Consider the following 18,853-nt stretch of genomic DNA (forward strand, 5'->3'; position numbering starts at 1 on the left):
CGTTGAGGAGGATAGCCAGTGCCGACATTCACGAGAGACATTATACAACTGCTTCATATGGCCTATACCTCCAAGGCTTCCGACTTGCATATCTCTGTAGGTTCAGCGCCGGTAATACGCATTGATGGAACCCTGTATCCGGTTGAAGGGGAACAGGTCACAGCCGGGGAATCACTGGCAATGGCAGAGTTGCTTATGGAGGAGCGGCATAACAGTATTTTTAATGAGACCGGTGAGATTGATTTCTCCTACCCGCTTGATAATGGAGTGCGTTACAGAGTAAATGTGTACCGTCAGCGGAGTGGAGTAAGCATCGCAGCCCGGTCTATTCCCGCTGATATTCCGTCGCTGGAGCAGTTATCCCTGCCTCCGATTCTGGCATCTCTGGTAAAGAAACCGCAAGGTCTTATCCTGGTGACAGGCCCTACGGGCAGCGGTAAATCATCAACGCTGGCGGCGATGATTCATTCCATCAACCAGTCCGAGAGCAAGCATATCGTGACCCTGGAGGATCCTATAGAATTCCTGCACAGCCATGGCAAATGTCTGGTGGATCAAAGAGAAGTGGGGAGCGACACGAACAGCTTCGCCAGCGGTCTCCGGGCAGCATTAAGACAGGATCCGGATGTCATTCTGGTGGGGGAAATGCGTGATTTGGAGACGATCTCAGCAGCCGTTACTGCTGCTGAGACTGGACACTTAGTATTAGCAACGCTACATACGACAGATGCGCCGCAGACGATTGACCGGATTATCGACGCTTTTCCAGGCCATCAGCAGAATCAGATCCGTTCCCAGCTGGCTTCGGTGATGCTGGCTGTAGTCAGCCAGCGCTTATTCCCGAGAGCTTCGGGCCACGGGCGGTTATGTGCAACAGAGATTCTGGTGAATACGCCGGCGGTTGCCAACCTGATCCGGACGGAGAAGACGCATCAACTGAAGAATGTCATGCAGACGAGCAAGGCGCTGGGTATGCACACACTGGAGATGAACATCCGTGAATATCTTGCGGGAGGGTTTGTACATCCTGCGGCGGCCAAAGCGTATATGAGTGAGGTGAATGGCTGATGGCATTATTCGAATATCAGGTCAAAACAGCGGCGGGCAGGCCGATCAAAGGCAAGCTTACCGCTACGGATAAGCCGGCAGCCATGGATGAGCTCCGCAAACGCGGTCTGACGGTGTTCTCGCTGGTGGAACGTAAAACCTCCATTCTGCAAATGGATATTTATATAGGCAATCCGGTTAAAACTATTCACTTTATTATTTACTGCCGCCAGTTCGCTACACTTATGCGTGCCGGAGTATCCATTGTAGACGCTACGCGTATCCTGGCAGAGCAGACGGATAGTAAACCGCTACGTAAGGCATTGCAGGATGTTGGTTCCAGCTTGCTGCGAGGGGTTTCATTCTCGCAGGCAGTTCAGGATCACAAGCGGATCTTTCCACCGCTGTTTGTCAGCATGATTCGCGCCGGTGAGGAATCCGGGAATATGGAAGGAACGCTGGAGCGGCTGGCAATATTTTTTGAGAAGCAGCATACAACAACCGAGAAGATAAAATCTGCGCTGACTTACCCGATTACTGTTGGGGTGATGGCAATAGGAGCAGTGATTTACCTGTTATGGGCAATTGTGCCGCAGTTTGTCACCATGTTTGAGTCTTTTGATGCCGAGCTTCCGGCGATTACCAAGATGGTATTGGCACTCAGCAAAAGTATTCAGGGGCAATGGTATATCTGGATTCTGGGGGTACTTCTCTTAGTAGTTGCCTATCAAATAACTAAACGTACCGAAAAAGGTGCCTATGCACTTGATTACGCCAAGCTGAAGGTTCCGGTCTTTGGTAAGTTGAATCAGAAGGGCTCGATTGCGCAGTTTACCCGGACATTCTCTTCACTCTACGCCAGCTCCGTGCCCATCCTCCAATCCCTGGCTATTGTAGAGGAAGTGGCAGGTAATAAGGTAATCGGGCGTTATATCCGCAGTGCAAGTGATTCCCTTAGACAGGGGAATCCGCTCTCTGAGCCGCTTAAGAAGGCATGGGTATTTCCGCCACTGGTTACACAGATGATTGCCATTGGTGAAGAGACCGGAGCGCTGGATACGATGTTATCCAAGGTTGCTGACTTCTACGAGATGGATGTAGAGAATACAGTTGACCGTCTAAAATCTCTATTAGAACCACTATTGATTGCCTTCCTGGCGGGAGTAGTCGGGGTGATCGTAGCAGCTATCATGCTGCCGATGTTCAGTCTGTACAGTAATATGTGAACCTTACGGTTCCTTGCAATTATTGAGAGGGGTGACGCCGGAAAGGCGGAGCGGAAGCTGAAGCTGCTTCCGCAGGTGCTGGACGATGGAGAGAGCTGCTTCTATACCAAGAGCAATACAGCAGGAAGGTAGCAACATAGGATGAGTTTCTGTCGGAACATCACACACTACTAATATCAAGGGGGAAACGAAATGTTGGCACAGGCAATTAAGAGAAGAATCAGCAAGGAAGAGAATCAGAAAGGGTTTACGCTGATTGAGTTACTGGCGGTTATCGTTATTTTGGGGATTATTGCGGTTATAGCGATTCCTATGATTAGTGGAATAATAGACAATTCTAAAAAAGATGCCGATCTTGCAACTGCACGGCAGATTTATGAAGCGGCAAGGCTATATATAACCAGTGAACTTAAGGGGGATTTCACAAGTAAAACTGTAAGTATCACTGAGCTTCAGACTAAAAAATATTTAGAGTCCACTCTAGTTTTGCCAAGTGATAAAAAAACAGTTTCTGGTGGTGAGGTTAATTTCGGTAGCACTGGTACTTTAGATACAACTAATGCTGTAGAAATTGTTACTACAACCGCTTCAGTAGACAGTACAAAAACTTATACTGCTGCGCAGGTACTAAGTGTAGAAAAGTAAGTTTTAATTATGTGATTATCTTAATCAAAAAAGGAATCGGAACCATTCCGATTCCTTTTTTAAAATCCCCGAAAGGGACACTAACAATCATGACTATATTTATCGCAATTTATATAACTCTACTAGGTCTAACTCTAGGGTCCTTCTTAAACGTAGTAGGACTGCGGGTACCGGCAGCAGAGTCTCTGCTGCATCCGCCATCGCAATGTCCCAAGTGCGGGATGCGGCTTACGCCACTGGATCTGATCCCGGTTCTCAGCTATCTGTTATCGCGGGGGAAGTGCCGGCATTGCGGAACTAGGGTGTCACCAATGTATCTATTTGGAGAAGCCGCAACTGGACTATTATTTCTGGTGATGTATCTGAAATTCGGCCTCACGCTTGAGGGAATTACAGGGATGCTGCTGGTCAGTCTGGCGGTCATTATTACAGTCTCTGATCTGAGATATATGCTGATTCCTGACAAGGTGCTGTTATTCTTTGCGCCGGTATTTCTGGGACTGGTTCCTTTCATGGCGGAAGTCCCGCTATGGTATCATTTGCTTGGCGCTTTAAGTGGTGGAGGCGTTCTCCTCCTGCTGGCCCTGTTTGGGGGAATGGGAATGGGCGACGTCAAGCTGTTTGCACTGCTGGGCTGGATCATCGGCTGGCCAAATGTCATTGTGGCGTTTCTGATGGCTTGTGCGCTGGGCGCCGCCATCGGAGGAATTATGCAGCTGCTAGGCATTGTCCAGCGCAAACAGCCAATCCCGTTTGGACCTTTCCTGGCTCTGGGTTCACTGCTCTCATATCTGTTCGGCCCGGACATCATCGGCGCATATCTTTCGTTTATCGGTTAGGAGGAACATCATCGGATGCTGAGATTAGGTCAACAAGCGGTCGGGATTTCCATTGAGGAATCCGCCATACGCTGCGTCAGCTTGAAGAAGAATAAAACATGGGAATTCCGCAAGAAGAAAGTCCTTCCGCTGCATCCGGGCATGATTGTCGAGAATCAGATTGCTGACGGTGAGTCGCTGCTGGATATCCTTAAGCCCTGGGTTAAAAAACAAGGCCTTCGCGGTTCGAAGGTGTCCCTGGCTATTCCACCTGCTCAAATCATTATCCGTAAAATGAGTATTCCCAGCACTAATGAAAAACAGCTGGAGCAGCTTGTGAAGCTGGAGGTAGAAACGGGTCTGCATCTGCCTTTTGAAAATCCGGTGTATGATTACGTTACAACAAGCGTGGATGAAAATCAGAGCCATCTGCTGGTATTTGCCGCGCCGCGCAAGCCGATTCAGGATTATATCGATGTCCTGGAAGCGGCAGGTTTACGGGTGGGCAGTGTCGAGATTTCCGCTACGGCGTTAGCAAGAAGCATCATGCTGAATCAGGGCGAAGCCTTTGCAGAAACGATGCTGATCCATCTGGAGCAGTCACTGCTGGATATCTATATGTTCCGTGATGGCAATCCAGTCTTTATCCGTACGATTAATGTTGCCGATCTGCAAGCGGGTAGAGCAGAGCCGGTAGCTCCACCTATGCAGGAAGAGATCAAATTCAGGTCGGAGGCCGCCGCTACGCAAGAGAGTGTGGAAGAACATCTGTCACCTGAACAGATGCTGGAGATTACAGCTGAAATCTCGCGGATGCTGAACTTCTACCAATACAGCTTGCACGATGGCAGTACCCGTATCAGCAATGTACTGATTACTGGGACTTCAGGCATCCGCAGCCAGTTGCATGAGGAGCTTAGCCTGTCTTTATCCGAACAGGAGATTATCCCGGTAAGTCTGGATCAGTTGGAGACCAGTGCGGCTAGAAGCCAGAACCTGCAATTGAATAGCTACCGGATTGCAACCGGAGCTGCACTGGGTTCGGGTGCACAGCATATTAATCTCTTGCCCCGAGAAGATCGTGAGGCCATGTTATTTCCCTATTTGGCCATTGCACTGGTCGGAATCTGGCTGCTGGGCATAGTGGGCACCGGGATCTTTTATGCAGCGAATAAGGGGCAGATTAACGATCAGTCGGAGCAGATCCAGGGTCTGCAGGACCGGAGCGCATTGCTTCAATTGGAGCTGGCCAAAGCTAATAACGGCGGTTCAGGCAAGCTCGACCGTAAAGCGGCCGTTGAAGAGATCCTGAAGTACAAGCTGAATATTGTTTCTGTATTAAATGAGCTGGCTTCCGGGCTGCCGCAAGGGGCTTCGCTTAGCAATATTGGTTACACATACCTCACCTCCATTGATCTGACCGTCAAGATGCTCAAAATGGAGGATGCTTCCGAATATCTCGCTGAACTGCGCAAAATGTCCTTCACGGTTGACGTGAGTATTCAGAAGCTGTCTGAAGGAGATCCGTCCGGAAGTACGCAATCTCCAGCGACTCTAACGAGATTCTACACAGCAATATATCATGTGAATTTGGCGAAAAGCACGCAGCAGGATACTGATGCAGCTAACCCGGGGGAGGCGGATGAAAATGGAACAAATCAATAAATACCGCTCGCCTATTGTGCTGGGGGTTCTTGTCCTGTTCCTGCTGTTGTTCGCGTTCTTCCTTCTGGGGTTCCAGCCTACAAACAGCAGGATTGCGGAGCAGGAATCAGAGATGTCGCAGCTGGAGCAGCAAAACAGCCTCATGGAGAATAAAATAGAAGAGCTGAACCGTTCATCGGTGAATGACGATACTCAGGATGCACTTCTGGCCCAGCTTCCGCGCGGTGACGACAGCGAGCAGCTTATTCTCGATCTGCGAGCCATTGGAACAATGACCAATGCCAGACTGAAAGATATCGGGTTCACGCTGGATGATACAAATCCCATTCAGGTTATGACCGGTTCCTCCGAAGCAGTGTTCCCTACCGTGAAGGCCCTGAAGATGACGGCCTTGGTGGAAGGAACTTATACTAATGTGCGAAGCTGGATGACTGCACTACAGCTTCTGCCCCGCATTATTAATGTGGACGCATTCAGTTTCCAGCACTCCAGCGATTCCGGCAACATTATTTCAGCCAATATTACTTTTACGGCCTACTATGAGAAGTCGTCAGAACCCCTAGAAACTTCGGCACAAGTTGCGGCACTGGATCAAGAGCAGCAGCCCTGAGCTTAGGCAATCATAGGTAGTGCTTTTTTACCCTATATAGTTCCATTTATTCCAGCTCTGGCCCCTATGAACAGGAGGACGGAGCTTTTTTATGCTGTTTTGGGGTTTAACCGTTTACACATGGGGTAGTATTGGGTATTTTAGCTTACGGGCTATCGTAAGTTATATAGTACTTATCGCAGCAGTTGGAGAGAAATAGTTCTTCAATTTATAAAACAGGATTACAAGGAGGCATTCAGGATGAACAAAAAAATGTTGATCGGTTCATTAGCACTATCACTGGGTCTGGTTTCTGCGGGAAGCGGAGCGCTCGCGGCTTCGCCAGCGGTGGGAATAGAGGGAGTAAGAACAGTAGCAGTGTCTGCACCAGGCAAGGAAGGTCCCGCTACGATTAATAACCTTACGGTACGGAGTGTGATTCCGTTGGTTGTCCATGCCAAAGCACTGTATACGTACGCAAGCCGGGGAGGCAACGAATACAAGCCGGAGCTATTCACCTACAAAACGCTTGAATACCGTTATCTGTCCAGTGACCTTGGCACGAAGCAGCAGCTGATGAACTATATTAAGAAAGCGTACACGCATAATGCTGCAGCTTTCTATGTACAGACACAGTTCCTGGAATATAACGGAAGAATGGCCCAGGTCCATGCGGACTTAGGCAATACACTGGATTATACGAAGGCAACAGCCCGGATGATCTCAAAAACGGCACAAGCTGCAGTGTTTGAGCTGACTGTGCCAAGTGAGGGTTCAGATGGAGTTACCGAAACCGTAACGGTGAAGCTGAAGAAGGTAAGCGGCTACTGGAGAATCGACATGTCACCGGATACTCTTTTCTAGAGGGGATGGAGAACTGCACTCAGTGCAGCAGCTCCGCAGGGTGAAGAATACCGGCAATCCGGCCTTGATCGGTCACGATAATGCAGTCGTTTCTCATCGGTTCGGGACGCTGCATGGCTTCGGCCCAGAGCAATTCAGCCGGGGTGGAGATGTCAGCCACCAGAGGTTTGCGGTTCATCAGCTGGGATACGGGTTCATGGTAGAATCTGTCCATACCCATCCGGCCTGTAGCCTTGAGGAAGAAGCGTTCGCACATAATCAGTCCCACGGGTTCATTGCTGCTGCTGCGGACGACGATGCATTTGGACTCCGGATGCTGGAACAATACCCTCAGGGCTTCGCGGCAGGTAAGGGATGGCAGCACAGCCGGAGCCTGGCGGAGGATCGCAGACAGATTGGTTATTGATGCTGTAGTCATAAGAATTCATCCTTTCTGAAGAGGTCTACTTCAACTGTAGCGCGCAATCGTAAATTATAATGGCTTCCCGGGTAAGCCCTATGTAAAGGATGCCATTATTTATTAAAAAGCATGCTTGGACTACAGTTTGAGTTTCCGCCTAATGTTACGCACGAACGGCTATGCCTCCCTTTTACAAGGAGGGCACAGCCGTTTTTACTTGCAGCAGCTTATTGGCCCTTTACTCCGTCCTCCACCAGCTGTCTGCCCGGGGATTCCGGCTGCGCAGATTTGCTCATGCCGCCGCGGTTGATGGCAATGACGCGTTTCTGGGCGTAGTAGACATCACGGGAGAGCTTGTTCTTCTCCATGGCTTTGCCGTCAACATAGCGGGTAATATAAGTCTCCACTACATAGCCGGTTTTGCCGGCCTGCAGTACCCTTGTTCCGCCCCGGGGGAGCGAGGCATCGCTCACATACTTGTCGGTGGGAGGAAGTACCTCAACAGTGCGGGATTCTACGGAATAAGTAACGTTTCTCGGAAAAGTACCGAACAGCTTGACGGTCAGCGTGCGGCCCTTCACTTCGGATTTGATAATCAGATATTTGCCGGTATTGTTGCGGAAGCGGAAGTTAATATAGCCCTCGGCAAAAGTGGCATCCTGGCCCTTGGGCAGGTAGCTGACTGGAAGAGAATGGTTGCGCCGTTCAACGATCTCAAGCCCGGAGCGCAGCGCGGCATTATACAGAGTGCTGGAGACCTGGCAGATTCCCCCGCCCGTGCCGGGCTGCAGCTTGCCGTTTACAATCACCGGAGCCTCGCGGAAGCCATATTCCGCCTGGGCCTTCTGGATCGCTTTTCCGTAATCGAAAATAGCGCCAGGAGGCAGTATGGTCCCGTTGACGGCTTTGGCGGCTGCCTCCACATTGAAGCTGCGCCCGGGTCCGCTGGCCCCGAGTGAGGTGCTGAACTGGGTGATTTTGCGCTCGATGCCCTGATCCTTGAGCGCCTGCAGCGTGACATTCGGCTGCTTGACCGTTAAGGGCACCTCCAGCAAAATGCGCTCCCCCTCAAGTGCCCCGTTGCCGGCAAGCCGGGTTGGTACGGCCGCCTGCAGGGCAAGCTCCAGCGCATGCCAGTCTACCTCGAAGGAGGTGGTCCCGGGCGTATAGACGACACGGTCATCACTGGTAATCTGCCGCACCGCGTCGACAGGAACGCCGAAGGATTCTTTTTCCCAGGCTGGACTTAGGCTGTTCATGAGCTGCGAAATCTCCAGATCAATTCCGATATTCCAGTTCCCGTTCCAATTGTACCGGGCCTGTACCCGGTCCATTAGCGGACCGTCTGTCAGCGTCTTCAGGGCGCGCCGGAATTCCTGGGCTTCATAGGTTACCCCTGCCTGCTGCAGTGAGACACTCAGCCCGGTATCCCCCTTGGCCTTCAGGGTGAGCGGCGTAGCTTCCAGCGCCTGAAGTCTTGCCTCCAGTGCGGCCCGCACCTCGGTGATGTCCTGGCCGCTGATATCCCAGCCGGCAATGGCAGTTCCCTTGGGCAGGGTGGTCTGGGTGCCATATAAATGAAACCCTCCGGCAACCAGCGAGCCGGCCAGAATCAGGCCGAAACCCGCGATGAGGGCAGCGTGTACTTTTTTCATAAGCAATCTCCTTCTGTAGGGGCGGATTTGCGCCGGAAGCGGCGCGGGCCATGGACACAAGTGTTAAGGAACGCCTGGGAATGCCGATATATATAAGAGCAAGAGCTGGAGTAAACCTGATATTTTTATGTATATGTAAGGATTCGGTAAAACTTTCGGGTACTCAAGGGGTTAGGGATTTGTTACAATAGATACGCCTGCGATAATAATGCAGTTTATGGAAGCTTCCGCAGTTTGGTGCCCGGTGGACAAGGCCCGGCGGAATATGTCAGAATCGGGAAGTGAAAAGATGATCGAGATGCAGGATGTATGGAAGACCTATCCTAATGGAACCCATGCGCTCCAGGGGATATCTGTCAAGATCGACCGTAATGAGTTCGTGTATGTCGTCGGACCGTCCGGCGCAGGTAAATCAACGTTCATGAAATTAATTTATAGAGAAGAAACACCGACCAAAGGACAGATCTCTGTAGGCGGGTTCAATATCGGCAAGCTCAAGCCCCGCAAGATTCCTTATGTCCGCCGCAACATCGGCGTGGTGTTTCAGGATTTCCGCCTGCTGCCGAAGATGACGGCTTATGAGAATGTCGCTTTTGCCATGGAGGTTATCGAGGCGCCGAAGAAGGTTATCAAGAAACGTGTGAATGAAGTGCTCGATCTGGTGGGACTGCGCAGCAAAGCGGGACGTGAGCCCTCACAGCTCTCAGGGGGAGAGCAGCAGCGGATCGCCATTGCCAGAGCCATTGTCAACAATCCTTCCGTCATTATCGCGGACGAGCCTACAGGCAACCTGGACCCGGAGACCTCCTGGGGCATTATGCAGCTGCTGGACGAGATTAATTTTCGCGGAACAACGATCGTAATGGCTACCCACAACAGGGATATTGTCAACAAAATGCGCAAACGGGTGCTGGCTATTGAGAACGGGACGATTGTCAGAGACCAATTGAGAGGGGATTACGGTTATGAGTTTTAAAACCTTCTTGCGGCATGTGCGGGAAGGCTTCAAAAACGTATTCCGCAACGGCTGGATGTCGGTGGCTTCCATCACGTCCATCGTTGTCTCTCTCTTCGTGCTCGGAGTGTTTATATTGCTGGTGCTCAATGTCAATGAAGTAGCGGACAAAGCAGACAGCCAGGTGCAGATCAACGTGCATCTGACGCTGAATACGGACCAGAAAATGCGGGAGAAGCTGGAAAACGAAATCGGCAGTATGCCGGAAGTCAGCAAGGTGGAGTTCGTCTCCAAAGAACAGGGTCTGAAGGAATTCCGTGAAGATATGGGGCCGGATGCCGCCGAGCTCCTGGAAGGTTTCGATGAAGATAATAATCCGTTGCCGGACAAGCTGCTCGTAGAGGTGATCGAGCCGACAACTGTTCCGTTTGTAGCTGAGAAGATAGAAGCGCTGAACAAGACCCATGAAGAGCAGCCGATCTACAAAGTGAATTATGGCAAAGGCTCGGTGGAGACCTTGTTTAAAGTGACTAAGGCTGTGCGCAACATCGGGTTTATTTTTGTTGCAGGTCTGGCGCTGATGTCCATGTTCCTGATCTCGAACACCATCCGCGTAACGATTCTCGCCCGCCGCAAGGAAATCGGCATCATGAAGCTCGTAGGGGCAACGAATTATTTTATCCGCTGGCCGTTCTTTATTGAAGGAGCACTCATCGGGCTGATCGGCTCGCTGGTTACTTCGGGTGCGCTGTATGTGGGCTATAGCAGTCTGGTCTCTTCGGTGCAGGGAGATCCGATGCTGGGGCTGCAGCTGATCCCATTTCAAGATATCTGGCTGCTGCTGTGCGGACTGCTGGTTGGCCTCGGAGTATTGATTGGTGTGTGGGGAAGTACCGTGTCGATCCGCAAGTTCCTGAAGGTATAGCATAGATAAAATTCACATTTGAACAAAGGACGGGGAGTGCGATTTGAAGAAGATTGTCGCCGGAATAGCCGTAATGTTGCTGGCTGTCACAATGTTCGGGCCCTCTGACGGATATGCGAAGAAAACAAGTGTTGCCGAGATTGACAAGCAGCTGAAGCAGTTGCAGCAGGAGGTCCAGGCGGCCAAGGCGGCGCAGGAGAAGGCGGCATCCCGCAATCAGGAAGCGCAGCACTATAAGAATAAGACGACGCTGAATCTCCAGTATGTGCTGGACCAGATTGACCAGGTGAAGGGTGAGATGACGACCATTTCCGGTAAAATCGCCAGTACGGAGGAGTCGCTTAATGTGACGGCAACTGAACTGGACGATGCAGAGGCACGTGTGGCTTCCCGCGAAAAACTGCTGGAATCGCGTGTCCGCCTAATGTACACGGATGGTGCAGTCTCTTATCTGGATGTGCTGCTGTCTTCCACCAGCTTCTCGGATTTCCTCGACCGGGCCGATTCCCTGAAGATGATCGTGGATCAGGATCAGGATCTGCTGGTGCAGCATAAGCTGGACAAGCAGACGGTCATCGCGAAGAAGCAGGAGCTGGAGGGCCAATACGCCCAGGCTAAGCAGCTGTACACCGATCTGGAGTCCCAGCGCAGTGCGCTGAAGGAGAAGGAAGCGGAGAAGCAGGAGCTAATTGCTTACTACGATGAAGAGATTCAAGAGGCTGAGGTGATCTCCGAAGAGCAGAATGCCAAGCTGGTGCAGCTGGCCAGCAACCGCTCTGCCCTGGAGGAGCAGAAGGACAAGCTCAAGGCTGAGGAAGCTGCCCGCCGGGCAGCGGCCGCCAAAGCTGAAGCGGCACGCCGGGCGGCAGCAGCTGCTGCCAAAGCGGCCAAGGCCGCCAAGTCTGCGAGCAGCGGCGGAAGCTCCATTGCCAGCGTAGAGGAATATGCCGGCGGTGACGGGCCGTTCCTGCTGCCGGTAGGCTCGGCGCGTGTCTCTTCGCCTTATGGTGTCCGGACGCATCCGGTTACGGGTGAAGTCGGCAAAATGCATACAGGCGTAGACTTTGCAGTTCCGCAGGGCACGAATATTCATGCGGCGGATTCCGGTACTGTCCTGGTGGCGGAATGGTGGAGCGGCTACGGCTATTGTGTAATCATTGACCATGGCGGCGGGGTATGGACGCTGTACGGCCATATCCGCGAAGGCGGAATCAAAGTGAAACCGGGTGAACGGGTAGAACGCGGACAGACCATTGCCGAATCCGGTGCTACCGGACGCGTGACCGGCCCGCATCTGCATTTCGAAGTGCGGGTCGACGGCAAGACGGTTAATCCTATGCCTTATCTGTAAATTTAAGCTCTAATAAATATAATTTGATTCAGCGGCATATACTGGAAGAGATGCCGTTTCTCATGGAACGGACCCTTGCGGGTGATAAGATGGACAAGAAGGGACGGTGGGAACATCATGTTAAAGAAGAGTACCGCGGCCTTTATGATCGTCGCCGCGCTGCTGTGCGGCAGCCTGCTGACCCTGGGCGTGACCGGCTATGCGCATGTATTCGGACAAGCGGCAGGCGAGGGAATTGCGACGGTCCTGCAGACAGCCGGACTGCAAGACAAGGAATCCAAGAAGCTAGGTACCGCCCTCAGCCTGATCGAGAGCAATTATTATGAGACCGTGGACCGCGAGAAGCTGATCGACGGCGCTGTCAACGGTATGATGGAAGCACTGGGCGACCCTTATTCCAACTATATGGGCAAGGAAACGGCAGCAAGATTCGAAGAGAGTATCGAAGGCTCGTTCTCGGGCATCGGTGCTGAAGTCTCCTCGGATAACGGCAAGGTCGTTGTAGTCTCGCCGATCAAAGGTTCACCGGCTGAGAAGGCCGGCATTCAGGCCAAGGATGTAATCCTCTCCGTTAATGGGGAATCGCTGGAGGGGCTGGAGCTTAATGATGCTGTAGCCAAAATCCGCGGCCCTAAGGGAAGCGATGCAACCCTGAAGATTCAGCGTACCGGTACAGCTGAGCCGCTGGAATTCGTCATTACCCGCGATGATGTGAGACTGGAAACGGTCTACGCTACGATGGAGAAGGACAATATCGGAGTGATCGAGGTTACGCAATTCTCTCAGAATACTGGGAAGCGGTTCGAGGAAGAGCTGACCAAGCTGGAAACACAAGGCATGAAGGGACTTGTCATTGATGTCCGCAATGACCCCGGCGGTGTGCTGCCGGTCGTTATCGAAATGGCAGAGCAGTTTGTACCGGCCGGCAAAGCCATCGTGCAGGTCGAAGACAAAAACAAGCAGCGCGAGGTCAGCACCTCAAAGGGATCCAGTAAAAAGTATCCTGTAGTTGTGCTGATGAACAAAGGCAGCGCGAGCGCTTCGGAGATCATGGCAGGAGCACTGCAGCAATCTGCGGGTGCAAAGCTGATCGGTGAGGACTCGTTCGGAAAAGGCACCGTCCAGACCAGCTTCGAAGAGCAGCTGGGTGACGGCAGTCTGCTGAAGATTACGATTGCCAAGTGGCTGACACCAGACGGCACCTGGATTCACGGCAAGGGCATCAAGCCGGATATTGCGGTCGCCCAGCCGGATTACTTCTCGGTGGCGCCGATTAATAAGAGTGTAACGCTGCAATATAATATGAACAGCACGGATGTCAAAAGCGCACAGACGATGCTGGATGGTCTGGGCTATAAGCCGGGCCGTAAGGATGGATATTTCGATGCGGGCACCAAGGAAGCGGTCAAGAAATTCCAGAGCGCCGCTAAGCTGAAGTCAACAGGCGTGATTGATGCCAAGACCGCAGAAGCGCTGGAGCTGGCGCTGATCAAGGTCATTCAGGACCCGGCCAAGGACAATCAGCGGAATAAGGGAATCGAAGAGATCCGGAAGGAAATCAAGGCTACGGCGTCGAACAAGTAAGAAGGCTGATTCCAGCCTTCTTTTTTTCTACAAATAGAAGAAAGTTTATGTTGTACGCTAAAGGCTGAAGGCGATACAGAGTACTGTTGCTTCGATAACATAGACTCATTTTAGAGGACACCTAATACATTTCCACTGGTCCCGGACGAAAAGGAGTGTGACGAACGGTTTGAATGTGATGTTGGAACTGCTTGCTAGCTGGGGTACAGCGGTCATTCATCTGCTGATTCAGCCTTATTACTATATCGCTCTTATATTTATTGCACTCTATTACCGCAGGCAGGTTGCGCTGGAGCGGAAGCTCATCCATGTGAAGCTGCACAGCTGGGGCCGGGAAACATGGCGGACGGTGTGGACCGGCGGGGTTGCGGGACTTATTGTTTCCTTAGCAGCTGTAGCCTTGGGTATCTCTTTGTCCTATACGGCTGTAGCCTGCATCTGGGTGGTCAGTCTGGTATTAATGCTTTTTCGTGTGCGCTATTTATGCTTTGCGTATTCTATAGGTGTGCTGGGAATTGTACAGTTTGTTCTTTCGTTCTTTCCGGATACGCTGCAGAGCGGAGCCGCGGGAACGATTGCCGGGGCGCTGCGGGAGATGGATATCCCGGCGCTGCTGGTGCTGGCCGCGCTGCTCCATCTGGCTGAAGCGCTGCTGGCGCGCTGGCAGGGCGCCAGGCTGGCGACCCCGCTCTTCCTTGCCGGCAAGCGCGGCAAGGTAGTCGGCGGCTACCAGCTGCAGGCCTTCTGGCCGCTGCCGCTGTTCCTGCTGATTCCCCCGGGTGCGGGAATCGGCGAACTGCCCTGGCATCCGCTGCTGGGCGGGGGCCTGGGCCTGGTCTCCCTGCCGGTCATCATCGGCTTCAGCGAGATGACCCAGGGCATGCTGCCCGGACGCAAGGCGGCCCGCACTTCAGGACGGCTGCTGGTATACAGCATCGTCCTGCTCGGCTTAAGCCTGCTTGCGGACTGGTGGAGCCCGCTGACCCTGGTCGCGGCGCTAAGTGCAGTGCTCCTGCACGAAGGGTTAAGCTGGTACAGCGCTCTGGAGGAGCGCAGTACCAGTCCCGTCTTCGTGCATCCCCCGGCCGGCCGCAAGGTGCTGGCCGTGCTGCCGGGCAGCCCCGGGCAGGAGCTGGGCATCCTGCCCGGCGAGGTCCTGCTGAAGGTCAACGGGGTCCTGTTGACCGGCGCGGCGCAGCTGCATGAGGCGCTGCGCATGAATTCGGCGTTCTGCAAGCTGGAGGTGCTGAACCGCGAAGGCGAGAGCAAATACCTCCAGCGCGCGATCTACGATGGCGATCACCATCAGCTCGGCATCATTCTGGTGCCGGAGCCGGACGGAAGCGTGACCGCAGAGGCCAAGCCGTCCAGCATCTTCAGCATCATCGGGATGCAGACGGGAACCCACCAGCGGGGGCATACGCCCGGGCGGCGGGGCCGGAAGAAGCCGTCCGCCTCTGCGGAGGCTAAGCAGAAATCTGCCGGAGTCTGACGGGGCAGCATAACTGAATGAAACCGTGAAGGCCAGTTCTCCCTGATTATCATCCAGGGAGAACTGGCCTTTTTTAGAGAAAGTTGAGAGAATACCTGCTTAATTATGCAACTTGAAGACACCATCATCCCGCAAACCCGCCAATCCAGCGAGAATCTTGTAGAAAGTACAACAATGTACGCTCAGTAGCCGCCAATCCGATGGAAATCCTGTATGAAATACAACAATATACGCCCACCACCCGCTCATCTGGTGGAAATCCTGCAAAAAATACAACAATATGCGCTCAGCACCCGCCAATCCGGCGAAAATCCTGCAAAAAGTACAACAATGCAACATTTTACCCGCCAATCCGGCAGAATTCCTGCATTACGTACAACAATATGTCCCGGTTACCCAAACCCGGCGAACCGCCAACCTATGGTTCATTCCAATCTCGTATACGCCAAATTTAATGTCCCACAGAAGTCCCCGTTCTATCTCCACCTGAAAAACCTAAAGTCTCCAGAAATCGAGACTACCCTCCTGAGGAGGAATCGCTGCCTCCGCATGTACTGCCGTGCCGCTCCCCATGTACTCCCCGAGCCGCCACGATCTCCTACCCGAACCCCTACCCGATCCCCTGACTCTTCAAATAGAGAATGGCGATCTGTGTCCGGTCCCGCAGCCCGAGCTTGCTGAGGATATCGGTAATATAGTTTTTGACCGTGCCTTCGCTTAAGAACAGCTTCCCGGCAATCTCTTTATTGGTAAGTCCCTCTGCAATCGAGGACACTATTGTCAGCTCTGCTTTAGTCAGCCCGTAGGATTCCAGAGCCTGCCTATGGGTGGCTTCCTGACGGACAGGCGGCTGGAGGAAGCCGGCCAGTTTACGGGCGATATCCGGATGAATGAGCATGTTACCCTCATGAACAGTCTTGATGCCTTGAATGATCCGGTCCGGCGGAATGTTCTTGAGCAGATAACCGCTGGCTCCGTTACGCAGTGCTTCAATGATATATTCATCATCGTCGAAGGTAGTCAGCATCAGAACGGCTACGTGCGGATAAGCTTCTTTGATTAGGCGTGTGCCTTCCACACCGCCGCAGCCCGGCATCCGGATATCCATGAGTGTGACATCAGCCCCGCAGCCTGGCGTCCCCAGCAAAGCGAGCGCTTCAAAGCCATCCCCTGCCGTACCGGCTACCTCAATCTCAGGGTCCAGCCCGACCAGCACCTTCAAGCTCTCACGGATAAAAGAGTCGTCGTCCACGATCAATACTTTAATCATCCTATGCTTAGCTCCTTCTCACTGTAATTGGGGCTCTGCCAGCCCATAACTATTACTGAAAATCCTCTCCTTGCCTGTACACAGGCAACCGGGTAATGACTGTGAACTGCGGCACAGGCCGCAGCTCCAGGGTCCCGCCGATCAGGACGGTGCGTTCCGTCATACCGGTTAGACCCATGCCTCCGCCGCTTTGCAGTTTATGCAGGGCGTCTTCTTCGGGCAGCCGGCCGTTATTTCCTGCCTCCATCATGATCTCGTGATCCCTATACGATAAGGTAATCCAGACAGAGTCTGCCTTGCCGTGCCGCAGTGCATTGGTGATGGCTTCCCGGGCGTTTTTGTAGAGCGCGACCTGAATGCTCGGGTAGAGCGGATAAGGAATTCCCTGCACAGTATAGGCGGTTGCAATGCCGGTATCACGGCCTACCTCCTCCAGCAGCCGGTCGAGCGCATACGCACCTTCAAGCTGCGGCGTATAGTTGATCCGCTTCAGCGCAGCCCGCATATCTTCCATACTGGCCGAGAGCTGGTCCCGGACCTGATGCATCATGCCAAGGCCAGTTTCGGGAGCAGCCGGCAGCGTATGGATGGCGGCTTCGGTCATCATTTTGACCCGGATTAACCGGTGTCCGATATCATCATGCAGCTGGCGTGCGATCCGCACCCGTTCCTCCGCTTGCGCGGCAACCTCTACCTGCGAGGTGAACTGGAGCAGACGCGAGCGTGCTTCCTCAAGCTCGAAATGCTTCTTGCGCAGCTCATCGTAGAGAAACAAGGTATCTGTGCGGCCGCGCCCTGTCCGGATCAGCTGTATATTCAGTGCGGCGGCCAGCAGGAAGGTGAGGTTCGTGAACGCCTGCACAGCCGGGGCGGCATCGCGGAAGGCAACATTGAGCAGCACCAGGTGAATACAGAAGAAGGCAATTGCCGTGTTCTTACGCTGCAGCCAGGAATAGGAGAGTACCGCCGACAGGGCCGGAAAAATCATCAATGTGCTGTACTGGTAACACAGCCAGGCTGTGAAGATCAGCTCAATGCCCCTGGTGAGCAGAGGGAAGGGCTGCGGCAGTTTTGTGCCAAGCATCGCGATCAGGAGCAGCAGGAGGAAATGAAGAGTGAACTGTTCATAGTCGGCGTACTCATAGACATAGATAGACAGTACTGCAGGAATGATAATGAGACCGTAACGCAGCATATTCAGTTCTCTGGTCAATTAGGGTCATCCTTTTTTAAAATAAATGAATTTATATGTCTTACGCGACAACTTATCCTTCTATCCCTTCTCAGGTATCTCCATCTTAGCATAAGAGCGCCATCGTTCAGGAGATGACTTTGGTCACCTCTGGAGGATGACCTTCTGTACCTTCGGCGGCGCCTTCATTGCGCTACAATGGGAATACGAGAACTAAGGGAACAGGAGCGATGGCAAATGGCACTTGCGGTATTAACCGATGTGGTGAAAAGGTATGACAGCAAACTGATCGTGGACCATGTGAATTTCAGTCTGCAGGAAGGTGAAATATTCGGTCTGCTCGGCCCTAATGGTGCCGGGAAAAGCACAACAATCAGCATGATCTGCGGTCTGCTTAAGGCGGACAGCGGCGAGATTACGATCGATGGTCTGTCCGTAAGGGAGAAGCCGCTGGAGGTTAAGAAGCGTATAGGGCTTGTCCCCCAGGAGCTGGCCTTATATGAGAATATGTCGGCGGCAGAGAATGTAAGCTTTTTCGGGAAGCTGTATGGCCTGCGCGGGAAGCTGCTGAAGGAACGGATCCAGGAAGCGCTCGAATTCACAGGTCTTAGCGACCGGGCCAGGGATAAGCCGTCCACCTTCTCGGGAGGGATGAAACGGCGCCTCAATATCGCCTGTGCCATCATGCACCGGCCGCGCCTGATCATTATGGATGAGCCGACCGTCGGCATTGATCCGCAGTCCCGCAATCACATTCTGGAATCGGTCAAAACACTGAATAAGCTGGGCTCAACGATTATCTATACCAGCCACTATATGGAGGAGGTAGCGGCGGTCTGTGACCGGGTGGCAATTATGGATAAAGGTCATATTATTGCCTGCGGCACGGAAAGCGAGCTGCGGGAACGGGTAGCCCATGAGGAGAAAATCGTAGTTAAGGCGGCGAATATCACTCAAGCTCTAATTAACGAGCTTCGTCAGCATCCACGGATTAGCCGGGTGGAGGTTGTGCAGGATGCTGTGGAGATGTATCTGCCTTCTTCACAAAATGAGCTGCAGGACATTCTGTTTATTATCGCCAAGCATGAAGGGGTAATTGCCTCCCTTAACATTGAAGAGCCGGATCTGGAGACGTTGTTCCTCAGTCTGACCGGACGGACATTACGGGATTAGAG

Annotated in this window: 17 protein-coding genes; 13 read left to right on the plus strand and 4 right to left on the minus strand. The window is 52.8% G+C overall.

Going from position 1 to position 18,853, the window contains the following annotated elements:
* Positions 1-18 precede the first annotated feature (18 nt).
* From NSQ73_RS00605 to NSQ73_RS00635, 7 genes are all read left to right on the plus strand, one after another.
* Positions 19-1,068: a type IV pilus twitching motility protein PilT gene (locus NSQ73_RS00605; RefSeq protein WP_340985093.1), complete on the plus strand. Its 1,050-nt coding sequence runs from the start codon at positions 19-21 to the stop codon at positions 1,066-1,068.
* Entirely contained in the window at positions 1,068-2,273 is a 1,206-nt protein-coding gene (locus NSQ73_RS00610) for a type II secretion system F family protein (RefSeq protein ID WP_340985094.1), read from the plus strand. Before NSQ73_RS00605 ends, NSQ73_RS00610 begins: the two co-directional genes overlap by 1 nt.
* A gap of 192 nt (positions 2,274-2,465) precedes the next feature.
* Complete coding sequence (locus NSQ73_RS00615; RefSeq protein ID WP_340985095.1) at positions 2,466-2,918, plus strand: type II secretion system protein; 453 nt, start codon at positions 2,466-2,468, stop codon at positions 2,916-2,918.
* 89 nt (positions 2,919-3,007) lie between these two features.
* Entirely contained in the window at positions 3,008-3,757 is a 750-nt protein-coding gene (locus NSQ73_RS00620) for a prepilin peptidase (protein WP_340985096.1), read from the plus strand.
* A 15-nt stretch (positions 3,758-3,772) separates the two neighbouring features.
* On the plus strand, positions 3,773-5,401 hold the full coding sequence (gene pilM / locus NSQ73_RS00625; protein ID WP_340985097.1) for a pilus assembly protein PilM: 1,629 nt from the start codon (positions 3,773-3,775) through the stop codon (positions 5,399-5,401).
* Positions 5,385-6,011: a type II secretion system protein GspM gene (gene gspM, locus NSQ73_RS00630; protein WP_340985098.1), complete on the plus strand. Its 627-nt coding sequence runs from the start codon at positions 5,385-5,387 to the stop codon at positions 6,009-6,011. Before pilM ends, gspM begins: the two co-directional genes overlap by 17 nt.
* 240 nt (positions 6,012-6,251) lie before the next feature.
* Positions 6,252-6,854, plus strand: coding sequence for a DL-endopeptidase inhibitor IseA family protein (locus NSQ73_RS00635; RefSeq protein ID WP_052422130.1), 603 nt, complete (start codon positions 6,252-6,254; stop codon positions 6,852-6,854).
* 19 nt (positions 6,855-6,873) lie between these two features.
* Here the strand turns inward: NSQ73_RS00635 and NSQ73_RS00640 are convergent, their stop codons facing one another.
* Positions 6,874-7,272, minus strand: coding sequence for a CBS domain-containing protein (locus NSQ73_RS00640; protein ID WP_340985099.1), 399 nt, complete (start codon positions 7,270-7,272; stop codon positions 6,874-6,876).
* 209 nt (positions 7,273-7,481) lie between these two features.
* Entirely contained in the window at positions 7,482-8,909 is a 1,428-nt protein-coding gene (locus NSQ73_RS00645) for a VanW family protein (RefSeq protein ID WP_340985100.1), read from the minus strand.
* A 289-nt stretch (positions 8,910-9,198) separates the two neighbouring features.
* On the opposite strand from NSQ73_RS00645, the gene ftsE reads away from it, so the two are divergent.
* From ftsE to NSQ73_RS00670, 5 genes are all read left to right on the plus strand, one after another.
* Positions 9,199-9,885, plus strand: coding sequence for a cell division ATP-binding protein FtsE (ftsE, locus tag NSQ73_RS00650; RefSeq protein ID WP_042140204.1), 687 nt, complete (start codon positions 9,199-9,201; stop codon positions 9,883-9,885).
* The gene (gene ftsX, locus NSQ73_RS00655; protein WP_042140203.1) at positions 9,875-10,789 is read left to right on the plus strand and encodes a permease-like cell division protein FtsX; all 915 of its coding nucleotides are present in this window, start codon (positions 9,875-9,877) and stop codon (positions 10,787-10,789) included. The genes ftsE and ftsX overlap by 11 nt, the downstream gene beginning before the upstream one ends.
* A gap of 43 nt (positions 10,790-10,832) precedes the next feature.
* Entirely contained in the window at positions 10,833-12,140 is a 1,308-nt protein-coding gene (locus tag NSQ73_RS00660) for a murein hydrolase activator EnvC family protein (protein ID WP_340985101.1), read from the plus strand.
* A 117-nt stretch (positions 12,141-12,257) separates the two neighbouring features.
* Positions 12,258-13,724, plus strand: a complete 1,467-nt coding sequence (locus tag NSQ73_RS00665; RefSeq protein ID WP_076246471.1) for a S41 family peptidase — start codon at positions 12,258-12,260, stop codon at positions 13,722-13,724.
* Between the two features lie 169 nt (positions 13,725-13,893).
* On the plus strand, positions 13,894-15,216 hold the full coding sequence (locus tag NSQ73_RS00670; RefSeq protein WP_445669475.1) for a PDZ domain-containing protein: 1,323 nt from the start codon (positions 13,894-13,896) through the stop codon (positions 15,214-15,216).
* A 610-nt stretch (positions 15,217-15,826) separates the two neighbouring features.
* Here the strand turns inward: NSQ73_RS00670 and NSQ73_RS00675 are convergent.
* Together NSQ73_RS00675 and NSQ73_RS00680 are read right to left on the minus strand one after the other, a co-directional pair.
* On the minus strand, positions 15,827-16,486 hold the full coding sequence (locus tag NSQ73_RS00675; RefSeq protein ID WP_340985102.1) for a response regulator transcription factor: 660 nt from the start codon (positions 16,484-16,486) through the stop codon (positions 15,827-15,829).
* A gap of 52 nt (positions 16,487-16,538) precedes the next feature.
* A complete protein-coding gene (locus NSQ73_RS00680; RefSeq protein WP_340985103.1) occupies positions 16,539-17,699 on the minus strand; it encodes a sensor histidine kinase in 1,161 nt (386 codons plus the stop codon).
* 216 nt (positions 17,700-17,915) lie between these two features.
* Between NSQ73_RS00680 and NSQ73_RS00685 the strand changes: the two genes are divergently transcribed.
* Positions 17,916-18,851, plus strand: coding sequence for an ABC transporter ATP-binding protein (locus NSQ73_RS00685; RefSeq protein WP_340985104.1), 936 nt, complete (start codon positions 17,916-17,918; stop codon positions 18,849-18,851).
* Positions 18,852-18,853 lie beyond the last annotated feature (2 nt).

It is taken from the genome of Paenibacillus sp. FSL R10-2736 (genome assembly GCF_038000245.1).
Classification (GTDB): Bacteria; Bacillota; Bacilli; order Paenibacillales; family Paenibacillaceae; genus Paenibacillus_AQ; species Paenibacillus_AQ phytohabitans.

What these genes read in the sequence shown, in the direction of transcription:
- NSQ73_RS00610 (WP_340985094.1), top strand. Translation starts at nt 1,068, where the DNA reads ATGGCATTATTCGAATATCAGGTCAAAACAGCGGCGGGCAGGCCGATC.
- NSQ73_RS00675 (WP_340985102.1), bottom strand. Translation starts at nt 16,486, where the DNA reads ATGATTAAAGTATTGATCGTGGACGACGACTCTTTTATCCGTGAGAGC.
- NSQ73_RS00665 (WP_076246471.1), top strand. Translation starts at nt 12,258, where the DNA reads ATGTTAAAGAAGAGTACCGCGGCCTTTATGATCGTCGCCGCGCTGCTG.
- NSQ73_RS00620 (WP_340985096.1), top strand. Translation starts at nt 3,008, where the DNA reads ATGACTATATTTATCGCAATTTATATAACTCTACTAGGTCTAACTCTA.
- NSQ73_RS00640 (WP_340985099.1), bottom strand. Translation starts at nt 7,272, where the DNA reads ATGACTACAGCATCAATAACCAATCTGTCTGCGATCCTCCGCCAGGCT.
- NSQ73_RS00685 (WP_340985104.1), top strand. Translation starts at nt 17,916, where the DNA reads ATGGCACTTGCGGTATTAACCGATGTGGTGAAAAGGTATGACAGCAAA.
- ftsX (WP_042140203.1), top strand. Translation starts at nt 9,875, where the DNA reads ATGAGTTTTAAAACCTTCTTGCGGCATGTGCGGGAAGGCTTCAAAAAC.
- ftsE (WP_042140204.1), top strand. Translation starts at nt 9,199, where the DNA reads ATGATCGAGATGCAGGATGTATGGAAGACCTATCCTAATGGAACCCAT.
- pilM (WP_340985097.1), top strand. Translation starts at nt 3,773, where the DNA reads ATGCTGAGATTAGGTCAACAAGCGGTCGGGATTTCCATTGAGGAATCC.
- NSQ73_RS00615 (WP_340985095.1), top strand. Translation starts at nt 2,466, where the DNA reads ATGTTGGCACAGGCAATTAAGAGAAGAATCAGCAAGGAAGAGAATCAG.
- NSQ73_RS00635 (WP_052422130.1), top strand. Translation starts at nt 6,252, where the DNA reads ATGAACAAAAAAATGTTGATCGGTTCATTAGCACTATCACTGGGTCTG.
- NSQ73_RS00645 (WP_340985100.1), bottom strand. Translation starts at nt 8,909, where the DNA reads ATGAAAAAAGTACACGCTGCCCTCATCGCGGGTTTCGGCCTGATTCTG.
- gspM (WP_340985098.1), top strand. Translation starts at nt 5,385, where the DNA reads ATGGAACAAATCAATAAATACCGCTCGCCTATTGTGCTGGGGGTTCTT.